The sequence below is a fragment of the Variovorax sp. Root411 genome (assembly GCF_001425205.1).
GTDB lineage: Bacteria > Pseudomonadota > Gammaproteobacteria > Burkholderiales > Burkholderiaceae_C > Variovorax.
On the sequence record NZ_LMDW01000020.1, the window covers coordinates 52,862 to 66,229 of the forward strand.

General features: G+C 68.0%; 11 protein-coding genes. All 11 read right to left on the reverse strand.

Going from position 1 to position 13,368, the window contains the following annotated elements:
- Positions 1–11: 11 nt before the first annotated feature.
- The 11 genes from ASC92_RS24800 to ASC92_RS24850 all read right to left on the reverse strand — a co-directional run bounded on the left by ASC92_RS24800 (position 12) and on the right by ASC92_RS24850 (position 13,288).
- Complete coding sequence (locus ASC92_RS24800) at positions 12–1,442, reverse strand: aldehyde dehydrogenase family protein (RefSeq protein WP_235505999.1); 1,431 nt, start codon at positions 1,440–1,442, stop codon at positions 12–14.
- 344 nt (positions 1,443–1,786) lie between these two features.
- Positions 1,787–3,289 carry an ABC transporter permease gene (locus ASC92_RS24805; protein WP_056521089.1) on the reverse strand — a complete coding sequence of 501 codons (1,503 nt, stop codon included), beginning with the start codon at positions 3,287–3,289 and terminating at the stop codon, positions 1,787–1,789.
- 71 nt (positions 3,290–3,360) lie between these two features.
- Positions 3,361–4,191, reverse strand: coding sequence for an extracellular solute-binding protein (locus tag ASC92_RS24810; RefSeq protein WP_414820425.1), 831 nt, complete (start codon positions 4,189–4,191; stop codon positions 3,361–3,363).
- Positions 4,192–4,237: 46 nt separating this feature from the next.
- Positions 4,238–6,157 (reverse strand): molybdopterin biosynthesis protein, encoded by a 1,920-nt coding sequence (locus tag ASC92_RS24815; RefSeq protein ID WP_056521092.1) that lies wholly within the window; start codon positions 6,155–6,157, stop codon positions 4,238–4,240.
- Complete coding sequence (gene glp / locus ASC92_RS24820) at positions 6,154–7,407, reverse strand: gephyrin-like molybdotransferase Glp (protein ID WP_056521094.1); 1,254 nt, start codon at positions 7,405–7,407, stop codon at positions 6,154–6,156. Before glp ends, ASC92_RS24815 begins: the two co-directional genes overlap by 4 nt.
- Before the next feature lie 105 nt (positions 7,408–7,512).
- Positions 7,513–7,911 (reverse strand): hypothetical protein, encoded by a 399-nt coding sequence (locus tag ASC92_RS24825; protein ID WP_056521096.1) that lies wholly within the window; start codon positions 7,909–7,911, stop codon positions 7,513–7,515.
- A complete protein-coding gene (locus ASC92_RS24830) occupies positions 7,908–9,176 on the reverse strand; it encodes a formate dehydrogenase subunit gamma (protein WP_056521097.1) in 1,269 nt (422 codons plus the stop codon). The genes ASC92_RS24825 and ASC92_RS24830 overlap by 4 nt, the downstream gene beginning before the upstream one ends.
- A 12-nt stretch (positions 9,177–9,188) precedes the next feature.
- Positions 9,189–9,437 carry a hypothetical protein gene (locus ASC92_RS24835; RefSeq protein ID WP_056521099.1) on the reverse strand — a complete coding sequence of 83 codons (249 nt, stop codon included), beginning with the start codon at positions 9,435–9,437 and terminating at the stop codon, positions 9,189–9,191.
- A complete protein-coding gene (gene fdh3B, locus ASC92_RS24840; RefSeq protein ID WP_056521101.1) occupies positions 9,437–10,057 on the reverse strand; it encodes a formate dehydrogenase FDH3 subunit beta in 621 nt (206 codons plus the stop codon). Before fdh3B ends, ASC92_RS24835 begins: the two co-directional genes overlap by 1 nt.
- Positions 10,058–10,066: 9 nt before the next feature.
- Positions 10,067–13,054 (reverse strand): formate dehydrogenase subunit alpha, encoded by a 2,988-nt coding sequence (locus ASC92_RS24845; protein ID WP_056521103.1) that lies wholly within the window; start codon positions 13,052–13,054, stop codon positions 10,067–10,069.
- A gap of 12 nt (positions 13,055–13,066) precedes the next feature.
- Positions 13,067–13,288 carry a hypothetical protein gene (locus ASC92_RS24850; RefSeq protein WP_056521105.1) on the reverse strand — a complete coding sequence of 74 codons (222 nt, stop codon included), beginning with the start codon at positions 13,286–13,288 and terminating at the stop codon, positions 13,067–13,069.
- Positions 13,289–13,368: the final 80 nt, after the last annotated feature.

Genomic DNA, 13,368 nt, shown 5'->3' on the forward strand with positions numbered 1-13,368 from the left:
CGCTCGTCGATTCAAGCCTGGACGCTTCCGCTGCTTTCCTGGAAGCCAAGAATGGCTTTGGTTTCCAGATACTCCTCGAGACCTTCTATTCCGTATTCGCGGCCATTTCCCGAGCGCTTGTAGCCGCCGAAGGGGGCATGGGGGCTCCAGGCCGGATAGTTGATGTGCACCTGCCCGCAGCGAATGCGCGCCGCGACGGCGCGCGCCGCTGCAAGGTCTCGCCCTTGCACGTGAGCGCCCAGGCCGTAGACGGTGCCGTTGGCAATTTCCACGGCCTCGTCCACGCTGTCGTACGGAATGATCGCGAGCACCGGGCCGAAGATCTCCTCCTGCGCGATCTGCATCCGGGGATGCACCTCGGAGAAGATGGTCGGGCGGCAGTAGAAGCCGCGGCGCAAGCCCTCGGTTCGGCCGAGGCCGCCGCAAACGAGCCGCGCGCCTTCGGCGATTCCGATGCCGATCATTTCCTGCACCCGATTGAACTGGGCGCGATTCGCCACAGGACCGTGCGTGGTCTGCTCGGAGCGCGGATCGCCCACCACGAAGCTGGACGCCGCTTCGTGCGCGATGCGTTCGACCTCCTGGAGGCGCTCGCGCGGCACGATCATGCGCGTCGGCGCGCTGCACGACTGGCCGACGTTGCGCAAGGCGGCCGCCACCCCTGCTGGCACGGCCCGCGCCAGGTCCGCGTCCGGCAGGATCACGTTGGGCGATTTCCCGCCGAGTTCCTGGGCCACGCGCTTCACCGTCGGGGCCGCCGCCTGGGCCACCAGGACGCCGGCCCTGGTCGAGCCGGTGATCGAGATCATGTCCACGTCCGTATGCGCCGACAGCGCGGCGCCGACCTCCGGCCCGGTGCCGCTTACCAGGTTGAAAACGCCCGGCGGGATGTCGGCGTCTTGCATCACCTGCGCAAAGAGCAAGGCGCTCAGCGGCGACAGTTCGCTGGGCTTCAGGACGACCGCGCATCCCGCCGCCAAGGCCGGGCCGACCTTGGCGGTGATCTGGTAGAGCGGCCAGTTCCAGGGGGTGATCAGGCCGCACACGCCGATGGCCTCGCGCATGATGGCCACGTCCCCCCGATGGGTGAGAAACGCATAGCTCGCGAGGTTGTCCCGTGCCACGCGGATGTGCTGCGCCGCGACCGGCACCTGGGTGCTGCGCGCAAAGCCGATGGCAGCGCCCATCTCCAGCGAGATCGCCTGGGCGAACCACTCCGCCCGCTCGAGGATCAGCGTGTGGACACGGTCGAGAAGCAAGGCCCTGCTTTGGGCGGAACTCACGGACCAGGCGGCGAAGGCACGCCGCGCCGCGGCCACCGCCGCATCGACGTCTTGCGCAGTTCCCAGCGCGATCTCCGCAACGGGTTCCTCGGTCGACGGGTCGATGACGGAGGCGCGGGCTTGCCCCTGCGGCAGCACCCACTCGCCGTCGATGAACATGCGGTCCAGACAGCCAGCGCTCCGGAGGCGTTCGACGATGGAGGAGTAAGCGCGGCCATGGATGCTTGGCAATGCGGTAGGGTGCGTCATGTTGGGCTGAGGTCGGACCTTTGGATGTCCAAAAGTCTAGGCCGCGTGCCCCTCGCGCCGGTGCTGCAATGGGGCGCTTGCACAAAGCAGACTGCGGTTGTGCGAGTCGCTACAGCAGTTCCTGCCATCGCGCATACGCCATGGGTTCAGGTTGGTCGCACCCGAACGGTGGCGATCCCGAAGAACCACGTCGGTGATCGGTGTCGCGCGGGCGCGCGTGCTTCTCGAGCGGCTGTGGCATCTGGAGACCCTTCCTACGGCCGCAGGCGCCAGCCGAGCTCGCCCTGGAGGAACTGGGCGGCTTCAGGGGGCAGATCCTCTGCGTCGAAGAAGCCCGCCACGGGGCGCTCGACGACGATCCGTCCAGCATGCAGATAGGCCACGCGCGTGGCGAGGCGCTTGGCCTGCCCGAGGTTGTGGGTGCTCATCACGATCGTCACGCCGCTGCTGGCGACCTCCTCGATGAGGGCCTCGATTTCATTCTTGGCGCCCGGATCCAGGCTGGCGGTCGGCTCGTCCAGGAACAGGATGTCCGGCCGCAGCGCCCAGGCGCGTGCGAGGCCAAGGCGCTGCTGCTGTCCACCCGAAAGCGAACGAGCAGATCGCGTGGCGTGTTCAAGCAGGCCCACGTGTGCCAGGCCCTGGCGGCAGCGCTCGCTGCGCTCGGAGGCCGGCACGCCGGAAAGCCACAGGCCCACCCAGACATTGCGCCACACCGAGAGGCTCAACAGGAAAGGGCGCTGAAACAGCATGGCGGCTCGCGGAAGGCGGCCTTCGGGTTGCAGTGGCAAGGATTCGCAGCGCCCTTCGCAGGGCAAAAGTCCATGCAGCAGCCGCAGCAGCGTGGTCTTGCCCGAGCCGTTGGCTCCGATGAGGATGAGCCGGTCGCGTCGGCGCACGGTCAGCGATGCGTCGTTCAGCGCTATCAGCGAGCGGAAGCGCACCGTGACCCGGTCGGCCCGGATCAACGGCATCGCCTCGCTGGCAACCGGCGCGCGAGGGGTGCGAGGAGCGGGCGCCCGGGGCGCCGCATGCGGCGTCACCTGAGAGGCGGCGCTCAGCGGGCGTGTGGCAAGCCACTGCAACAGGCCGATGGCGCCATTGACCGCGCCGACCACCGCCAGCAGCACGATGCCCAGCGCCAAGGCCAGCGCAAGATTTCCCTTGCTGGTCTCAAGCGCAATGGTGGTGGTCATCACGCGCGTGACGCCGGCGATGTTGCCGCCGACGATCATCACGGCCCCCACCTCGGCAATGGCCCGCGCGAAGGCCGTGAGCAGGACAGTGGCCACACCCATCCGGTCGTGCACCAGCATCAGCAGGGATGTGGTGAGCGGCCCGGCGCCCAGGGAACGCAACTGGTCACCGCCGTCGGCCAGGGCCGCCATCACGAGTCGGCGTGACAGGGCGGCAATCAGCGGCGTGACGAGCACGCTCTGCGCCACCACCATTGCTGACGGTGTGAACAGGATTCCCAGTTCGCCCAGCGGTCCCGAGCGCGAGAGCAGCAGGTACACCAGCAGGCCCACCACCACGGCGGGCAGGGCGAGCAGCGTGTTCACCAACCACACGGCCAGCGCGTGCCCCGGGAACCGCGCCACCGCCAGCCAGGCGCCCAGCAGCAGGCCGAACAGCGCGCCAATCGCGCAGGCCGTGGCGCTGACCTGCAGCGAGAGCGCCGTGATGCGTACGAGTTCGGGGTCGGCGTGTGTGATGAGTTGCCAGGCCAGCGCCCAGCCTTCGGTCATGGTGTTCATCGAAGGACGGTTATCAATGCAGCCGCGAGGCCATGCTCATCGCGCGGCCCATCCATCGACTGGGCCACCGTTCACTGGCTCGCGTTCGGGAAGAAGAGCTGCTCGCCGCCGATCTTGTACGAGGCGATCACGGCTTGCCCGTCGCGCGACACCACCCAGTCGGAAAAAGCCTGCGCCAGGTCTTTCTTGACGTGCGGATGTTTGGCCGGGTTCACGACGATCACGCCGTACTGGTTGAACAGCTGCCGGTCGCCCTCGACCACGATGCCCAGGTCGCCGCGGTTCTTGAAGTTGAGCCAGGTGCCGCGGTCGGACAACACATAGGTATTAGTGGAAGCGGCGATGTTGAGCGCCTGGCCCATGCCGCAGCCGCACTCCTTGTAGCCGGCGGGTTTGGCGGCCGCGAGGTCGATGCCCGCCAGTTTCCACTGGCGCAGCTCGGCCGCGTGGGTGCCGCTCTTGTCGCCGCGCGAGACGAAGGCGCCGCCCGTGGCGCCCAGGCGCTTGAGCGCGGCCGCGACGTCGTTGCCGCGCACACCGGCTGGGTCGGCTTTCGGTCCGATCAGCACGAAGTCGTTGTACATGACCGGGCGGCGCGGGAGGCCGAAGCCTTCCGCGACAAACTTTTCCTCGGCGGGCTGGTCATGCACGAACAGCGCATCGGCGTCGCCGCGGCGCGCCATGTCCAGCGCCTGGCCCGTGCCCACGGCCACCACGCGCACCTCGATGCCCGTGGCTTTCGTGAACTGCGGCAGCAGGTGCTTGAACAGGCCCGACTGTTCCGTCGAGGTGGTCGAAGCAAGCACGATGAACTTTTCTTGCGCATGCGCGATCGGTGCGAGCAGTGTGCCGACGAGGGCAGCAGCGCGGGCGAGGAAGTTGAAGCGTCTGCGCGCGGCCATCGTCATTGTGTGGGTCCTTGCAAGTTGAGGAGGCCGTGCTGCTGGATCAGGCGGCGGTATCGACGCGAAAGCCCAACCGGCTCAGCGCCTCGCGTGCCGCGGCCGATTGCAGCAACGCAATGAACGCCTGCACGGGCGCGCGCGCGCGCCGTGCCCTGGGCACCACGAAGTCGTAGCGTTCTTCCTGCACGGGAATGAAGCCCAGCCCGTACTGCCGCGCGACCGTGTCGATGGCCAGGCCCCAGTCGGCGCGCTGCTGCGCCACGGCCACCGCCACCGCGTTGTGCGATTTGGTCTGCACGCCGTAGCCGGGCGGCTTCGCGGTGCCGAGCAGGCGGTCGATGAGGATGCGCGTGCCGCTGCCGGCGTTGCGATTGACCATCGTGCAACCGGGCTGCGTGATCGCGGCGGCGATGGCCGCGGTGGCGTCGAGTCCCTCGAAGCGCGCGTCGAGCGGGCGATAGACGATGCCCTGCATGCGGCCATACCCTGGAATCAGTTCCAGCGCCGACGTGAGCAGCGGCTGGTTGTAAACGCCCGTGGCCGGGTCCATCAGGTGAATGCCCGCCACATCGCATTCGCCGCGTTTGGCGGCCATCAGCCCGCCGGTGCTGCCCACATTCATGGCCTTGACGCGGATGCCCTGGCGCGTCAGCTCGCCGGCCAGCCAGTCCAGGCCCACGCAATGGCTGCCGATGAAGATCAGGTCTGCGGCGTCCAACCCCTGGCCCAACAGCTGTACCTGCACGGGCGCGCCGGCATCGACGATCTCGGTGTGCTGGCCGATGGTGATGAAGCCGTCCGCGTTGCTGAACGTGGTGACAGAGCCGGAGCCCTTGCCCATCGGGTAGGCCGCCATGCCTTCGTCGGTGGGCACCAGGCCCACCAGCAGGTACTCGGTACGGCCGCGCTCGGAGTTCACGCGCATCGGCAGCGTGGCCGCGACGTGCTCGCGCCGCTCGGGCGGCTGGCCTGCGAAGGCGCGGATCACGGGCGCCAGGAACTCGTGGAAGGTGAAGACCGCTGAGGTCGGAAAGCCCGGAAGGATCACCACGGGCTTGCCGCCCGTGACCGCCAGGCACACCGGCTTGCCGGGCTTGAGCGCCACGCCGTGCGCCACCACGCCCGGATCGCCGAGGGCAGCGACCACACGATAGGAAAGATCGCCTTCCCCCTTGGACGTGCCGCCCGAAAAAACCACGGCATCGCATTCCAGCCCGCGTGCGAGTGCGGCCGCCAGCGCCGTCTCGTCGTCCGGGATCACGCCCAGCCGCACGGGCTGGCCGCCCAGTTCCTCGACGGCGGCGCCGATGATGGCGGCGTTGGAGTCGTACACCGCGCCCGTGGGCAGCGGCGCACCGGGTGCGACGATTTCGTTGCCTGTGGAAAAGATGGCCACGCGCGGCTTGCGGTACACGCCGACCTCGGCGAGGCCGAGTGCCGCGATCACGCCGATCTCGCGCGAGCTCAGGGGCTGGCCGGCGCGCAGCACCGTTTCGCCGCGCGCGATGTCGGTGCCGGCGTAGCTGACGTTCTCGCCCGCCGTGGCCGCGCGGCGGATCTGCACGTCGCCGTTCTCGAGATCGGTGTGCTCCACCATCACCACCGCATCGGCGCCGCGCGGCAGCATGCCGCCCGTGGCGATCGCAGTCGCATGGCCGCCTGTCACTTCGCGCTGCGGCACGATGCCGGGCGCCAGCCTCTCGTCGGTGAGCGTCAGCAGGCGAGCCTGTTCTTCCATCGCGCCCCAGGTGTCGGCGGCCTGCACGGCAAAGCCATCGACGTTGGAGCGGTCGAAGCCGGGCACGTCGATGGCGGCGACCACGTCTTCGGCCAGCACACGGTCCAGCGCCTCGTGCAGGGGAACGGTCTCGCGCCCCAGCGGCGCGAGCTTGAGGTGTTCACGGAAGCGGCGCTCGGCCTCGTCGCGCGTGACGACATCGAGAAATTGCGATTGGGCTTTCACAGGCACTCGTAGAGATGAACGGTGACTTCGGTTCCGGGCCCGAAGCCTTCGCTTTCGGCAGGGGCGACCACGAACCCGTCGGCCCGCGTGGTCGAACTCAGCACCGACGCACCCGACAGCGCGAGCGGCTCCACGCCTTCCTTGCCGATCTTCACGCGCACGTAGTCGACGCGTCCCACTTGCGAGACGATCTTGCGCGCCACGGTCGCCCGTGTCCGGGGGTAGGGCCAGTCGGCAGGCCGGCCGCCGAGCCGGCGGATCGCACGCCCGGCAAAGAAGTCGTACGCGCACAGGCAGGAGACCGGGTTGCCCGGCAACAGGAAGACCAGCGTGTCGCCGATGCGGCCCATGCCGGCCGGGCTGGAGGGGCGCATCGCGATGCCATGGATCGCGAGTTCGCCGAGCTCGGCCAGCAGGCGCGGCGCATGGTCCTCGGCGCCCACGCTGGAGCCGCCGGAGACGAGCACCACATCGGCACCGGGAGCCGCCAGTGCCTGCGCGATGACTTGCGGGTCGTCGCCCAGGCGCTGATGCGACTCCAGCAGGCCACCGTCGCGCGTCACGAGGCCGCGCAAGGTCACGGAGTTGGCGTCATAGATGTCGTAGGGCCCCTTGGGTGTGCCGGGTGCCCGCACTTCGTTGCCGGTCACGAGCAGCCGCACGCGAGGCCGGCGCACCACCTGCAACAGCGCCAGGCCCAGCGAAGCCGCCAGCCCTGCGTCCTGCGGTCGCAGCCGGCGTCCCACGGCCAGTGCCGTGCTGCCGCGCGCGATGTCCTCGCCGACGTGGCCCACGTGCTGGCCCGGTGCCACAGCCCGCGTGATGGCCAGACGCCCGTCCTGCTCGCTCGCGTATTCGGCGGGCACCACGGCATCCAGTTCCAGCGGCACCGGGGCGCCGGTCATGATGCGGATGGCCGCGCCCGCGGGCACGGCGCCATCGAAAGGCCGCCCGGGCCAGGCATGGCCCAGAAGCGGAAACTCCAACGGGTTGTATTCGCCGGCCCCCGTGGTCTCGCCGCCGCGCAGCGCATAGCCGTCCATGGCCGAGCGGTCGAATTCGGGCACCGCGATGGGCGCGATCACCTCATGCAGCAGTACCCGCCCCGTGGCCTCGTCGACCGCCACGGATTCGCCGGGCAGCAGTGGCGTGTGAGCGTCGATCCATGCGAGCGCATCGGGAACCTCCGCGCGCTGGGTGAAGCCGCGCATGCGCACATCGGTCGAGGCGGTTCGTTCGGGTGGGGGCATCAGGGCCAGTATAGAAGTTGGATGTCGCTGACCTTGTCGCGCACCGTGCCCTCGCCGGCCGCTTTTTCTTCAGTTTCGCCCGCGCTTGTGCAGGGCAACGCTGACCTACTTCTTGGGTGCGGGATTGGTCTGGGCCGAGGTCTGGTTCGTACTGGGCGGCGATGCAGCCGTGGAGGCCGGGGAATGTGCACCCGAGGCCTCGATGGGCTTGGTTTCGCCCGCAGGCGCCGCGGCGTAAGGACCCGGGTCCACGCAGGGCGGCGTGGTCGCCGCGGCCGGCACCGGCTTGCCAGCGGACTGGGCACTGGCGCGGTATTTGGCTGCGACCTGGTCCTGTGCCTTGCACAGCAGGTAGGCGTCGGTCTTGGCGCTCCATGCGGTGCGGGCCGCAGCCTCGGCGGCCTTCGCCTGCGCTTCCGGCGTGGGCGCGGGAAGCTTGGCGAGAACGGACGATGCAGCCAGCGGTAGCGCCAGCACGCAGAGAAGGGTCAGCGTGTGCTTCATGCGGAGGTTCCTTGCGCGGTCACCGGCCGTGCCGGGTCCGATGCGTCGGGGGGCGCCGAGCGCTGCGCCGGGATCTTGCCGGCCTCGATGTCGTCATACCAGAGGCGATGGTGCTCGCGCGCCCAGGTCTCGTCGACATAGCCTTCGCGCATCGCCTTGTAGGCGCCGGTCATGCCCAGCGTGCCGATGTAGATGTGGCCCAGGATCATGGCCATCATGAGCAGCGTGGCCACCGCATGGATCATGTGCGCGACCTGCATCTCGCCGCGCGTGTAGACGAAGCCGGGCAACAGCTTGTCGAGGAACAACCCCGAGCCGATGACGATGCTGCCCAGAAAGAGCACGCCGCCCCAGAACACGGCCTTCTCGCCGGCGTTGAAGCGGTGCGACGCGGGCTCCCTGCCGCCGAACAGGCCGCCGCCGTGCCGCAGCCAGGCGAGGTCTTCCGCCCGCGGCCAGTTGCTGCGGATGAAAGTGAAGATCATGAACAGCGTGGTCACGACGAACAGCGGCCCCACGAAGTTGTGCACGGTCTTGAGCATGTAGGTGAGCCAGCCGAACAGCGCGCTGCCGAGCACCGGCAACAGGAAGAACTTGCCGAAGGCCATCACGATGCCCGACAGCGCAAGCGTGACGAAGGCCAGGGCGTTCGACCAGTGCGTGGCGCGCTCGAACGGCGTGAAGCGCTCGATCTTGCGTCCGGTCTCGGCGCCGTGCAGCCGGATCGGCCCGCGCGTGAAATGGAAGATGGCCAGCGCCAGCAGCGTGACGAAGAGCAGCGCCGCGCCGTACGGAATGATCCAGTTGTTGCGCACCTGCCGCCAGGCCTCGCCCGCGTTGGTGAAGCGCGAGCCCGGGTACTGCACGAAGCGCTGGATCAGGTTGCCGGCCTCGGGCGCCTCGCTCGCCGGCAGGCTGCTGTAACCGGTGACGCCGCCGCTCACCTGGCGCCACATCGGCGCGTTGTTGCCGGGCTGTACCTTGTTGCGCTCGCCGTTGGTCTGGTTGAGGTAGTTCGGGTCGGCGCTGGCCTCGGGCTTGACCTCGAAGATGTTCTGGCTGCGGACGCCGCCCTCGGCCTTCGGTGCAGCAGCGGCAGCGGAAGCGGAAGCAGGCGAAGCAGGGGAAACAGGCGCCGGCGAAGCCGTGACGGCGCCGCTCGCGGCCGGGTTGGCGTCCTGGGCCGATGCCACCGCTGCATAGCCCAGGAGCGCGGTCGCCAACAGCGCGTGGAACGCCTGCCTGGTGCGAATGGTGACGCTCATGCGGCCTCCGGTTCAGTTTTCTCGGGTGTACTCGTTCTGGCCGTTGGAGCGAACCTTGATCTGCTGCTCCCACGCCGCCTTGTCGCCCACCTTCCATCCGGGCGCGGTGAAGGCCGTGCCGGTGTTGTCCTGCGTGCCAGTGCCACTCCATGGCACTGCATCGTGCTTGACGCCCTCGGCGTTCGTCTGCGGCTTCTCGGTGCAGGCCGCAAGCAGCATCGCGCCCGACGCGAGCGCGACGAGGGTCGCGACCGCGCGCATCACTTGGTGCCTCCGGTGGGTGGTTTGCCGGCCTGTTGCGAGCCGTAGGCCGTGCCCCAGCCCCAGACTTCGGCGCCCGTGCCGCGTTGCACGACGCGCGTGCGGAAGATGTCGGCCACCACGTCGCCGTCGCCGGCCAGCAGCGCCTTGGTCGAGCACATCTCGGCACAGGCCGGCAGCTTGCCTTCGGCCAGGCGGTTGCGGCCGTACTTCTCGAACTCGGCTTCGGAGCCGTTGGCTTCGGGGCCGCCGGCGCAGAAGGTGCACTTGTCCATCTTGCCGCGTGCGCCGAAGGTGCCTTGCGACGGGAACTGCGGCGCGCCGAACGGGCAGGCGTACGAGCAGTAGCCGCAGCCGATGCACACGTCCTTGTCGTGCAGCACCACGCCTTCCTCGGTGCGGTAGAAGCATTGCACGGGGCACACCGCCATGCAGGGTGCGTCGGAGCAATGCATGCAGGCCACCGAGATCGATTTCTCGCCCGGCAGGCCGTCATTGAGCGTGACCACGCGGCGGCGATTCACGCCCCAGGGCACCTCGTTCTCGTTCTTGCAGGCCGTGACACAGCCGTTGCACTCGATGCAGCGCTCGGAATCGCAGACGAACTTCATTCTTGCCATGGTGATTCCTTATGCTTTCTCGATGTTGCAGACCGTGGTTTTGGTCTCTTGCATCATGGTGACGCTGTCGTAGCCGTAGGTCGTGCCGGTGTTGATGGCTTCGCCGCGCACGATGGGCGCCGCGCCCTTCGGGTAGTAGGCGAGCAGGTCCTGGCCCTGCCAGCGGCCCGAGAAGTGGAAGGGCATGAACACCGTGTCGGGCCCGACGCGCTCGGTCACCAGGGCCTGCACGTTGAGCTTGGCGCCGGTGGGCGTGTGCACCCAGGCGCGCTCGCCGTTGCGGATGTTCTTCTCGGCCGCCACCTTCGGATTGATCTCGATGAACATCTCCTGCTGCAACTCGGCCAGCCAGGGATTGGAGCGCGTTTCCTCGCCGCCGCCCTCGTACTCCACGAGCCGGCCCGAGGTCATGATGTACGGGAATTTCTCGGCGATCTTGTCGGCGACGTTCTTCTGCTGCACGGTCTTGTAGAGCGTGGGCAGGCGCCAGAAGGCCATCTTGTCGTCGTGGGTCGGATACTTCGCGACCAGGTCGGGACGCGTGCCGTAGAGCGGCTCCCGGTGCTGCGGAATCGCATCCGGGAAGTTCCACACCGATGCACGCGCCTTGGCATTGCCGAAGGGGTGGCAGCCGTGGTTCTTCATGAACACGCGGATCATGCCGCCCGAACTGTCGGTCTTCCAGTTCTTGCCTTCGGCCTTGGGCTTCTCGGCCTCGGTGAGTTCGTCCCACCAGCCGAGTTTCTTGAGCAGCAGGTGGTCGAGTTCGGGGTAGCCGGTGGTGATCTCGGCGCCGAGCGAGTGGGAGCCGTCTTCGGCCAGCAGGTTCTTGCCGTTGCGCTCCACGCCGAAGTTCGCGCGGAAGTTGCCGCCCCCATCCATCACGTGCTTGGACGTGTCGTAGAGGTTGGGCGAGCCGGGGTGCTTGAGCTCGGGCGTGCCGTAGCAGGGCCAGGGCAGTCCGAAGTAATCCCCCGAGATGTCGTAGCCGTTGACCTTGTCCTTGACGGAACCCTTGGCCTTGAGCGTGCGCACGTCGAAGGCGGCCATGTTGCGCATGTGCGCCTGCAGCCGCTCGGGGCTCTGGCCCGAGTAGCCGACGGCCCAGCAGGACTTGTTGATCTCGCGCAGGATGTCGTCCGGCACGGGCTCGTCCATGCCCTTGACCTTCTGCATCTTGTAGTTCTTGCTGAGCTCCTTGCCGAAGCCCAGCCGGTCGGCGAACTGCTGCATGATCATGTGGTCGCTGCGGCTTTCCCAAAGCGGCTCGATCACCTTCTCGCGCCATTGGACCGACCGGTTCGACGCCGTCACCGATCCGCTGGTTTCGAACTGCGTGCACGCGGGCAGCAGGTACACCGCGCGATTCGCATTGGCGTCCTCGGGCCTGCCCGGCATCGCGGCCATCGCGGCCGTGGCCGACGGATACGGGTCGACGACGACGAGCAGATCGAGCTTGTCCATCGCCCGCTTCATCTCGAGGCCGCGGGTCTGCGAGTTGGGCGCATGGCCCCAGTAGAAGACGCCGCGCAGGTTCGAGTCCTGGTCGATCAGTTCGTTCTTCTCGAGCACGCCGTCGATCCAGCGCGACACCGTGATGCCGGGCTTGCTCATCATCGCGGGCGATGCGAAACGGCCCTTGATCCATTCGAAGTCCACGCCCCAGGTGGCGGCGAAGTGCTTCCACGAACCTTCGACCAGGCCGTAGTAGCCCGGCAGCGAATCGGGGTTGGGGCCGACGTCGGTCGCGCCTTGCACGTTGTCGTGTCCGCGGAAGATGTTGGTGCCGCCGCCCGACGTGCCGACGTTGCCGAGCGCCAGCTGGAGGATGCACGAAGCCCGCACGATGGCGTTGCCGATGCTGTGCTGCGTCTGGCCCATGCACCAGACCACCGTGCCGGGGCGGTTCTCGTGCAGCATGGTCGCGATCTTCAATACCTGGGCTTCGCCGACGCCGCAGGCCTCTTCGACCTTGTCCGGTGTCCACTTGCTCATGACGTCCGTGCGCACGTCGTCCATGCCGTAGACGCGGTCGTTGATGTAGCGCTTGTCTTCCCAGCCGTTCTTGAAGATGTGGTGCAGGATGCCGAACAGGAACGCGATGTCCGAGCCCGAGCGGATGCGCACGTATTCGTGGGCCTTGGCCGCGGTGCGGGTGAAGCGCGGGTCGACCACGATCATCTTGCAGCCGTTTTCCTTGGCGTGCAGCATGTGCAGCATGCTCACGGGGTGCGCCTCGGCCGCATTCGAGCCGATGTACATCGCGACCTTCGCGTTGCGCATGTCGTTGTACGAATTGGTCATGGCGCCGTAGCCCCATGTATTCGCCACGCCCGCGACCGTGGTCGAGTGGCAGATGCGCGCCTGGTGGTCGCAGTTGTTGCTGCCGAAGAAGCTCACGAACTTGCGCATCAGGTACGACTGCTCGTTGCTGTGCTTGCTCGAACCGATCCAGTAGATCGCGTCCGGCCCGCTGGCCTTGGTGAGTTCCTTGAGCTTGGCCGTGATTTCGTCGAGCGCGGTGTCCCAGCTGATGCGCTCGTACTTGCCGTTGACGAGCTTCATCGGGTAGCGCAGGCGGTATTCGCCATGGCCGTGTTCGCGCAGCGCGGCGCCCTTGGCGCAGTGGGCGCCGAGGTTCAGGGGCGAATCGAACACGGGTTCCTGCCGCACCCACACGCCGTTCTCGACCACGGCGTCGGACGCGCAGCCAACCGAGCAGTGCGAACACACGGTGCGCTTCACCTCGATCTTGCCGGCGCCGATCGCCGTAGGCTTGCCGTCGGCGGCCTTGGCCTTCTGGATCAGCGTGAGCTGGCTGGCGGCCAGGCCCACCCCGACGCCGAGGCCGGAGCGCCGCAGGAAGGCGCGCCGGTCCATCGTCGGCAAGGCGTTCGCAAGACCGCGCCGAAGGCTGTGGACGAAGGGCGACGCGTGGGTGGACGCGTCGGAGGCACGCTGACCCGCGATGCTCGGGGATTTTCTTGTCAGAAGCACAGCAGGGACTCCTCAGGCTGAAGCGGTCGCGTAGTAGCGCTTGACGTGCTCGCTCAGGGAATAGCCGCCGCCGTTTTCAGGCGCGGGTGGCAGGGGGGAGGGGGCGGCGACGGGCGTCTCGACCACCTTCGGCAGCGCCGTGACGGCCACCGCGGCGACGCCGGCGGTTGCGGCACCGAGGAAGAATCCCCGACGGGATGCCGGCTCGAGGCCGGTGTTCTGGCTGTCCTGCATGCTGACTCCCGGAGTGGCTAGGCCCGACGAGAGAAGGAAACCCGTCCGCCCTTACAAATCCTAGACCAGCAGCAACCGGC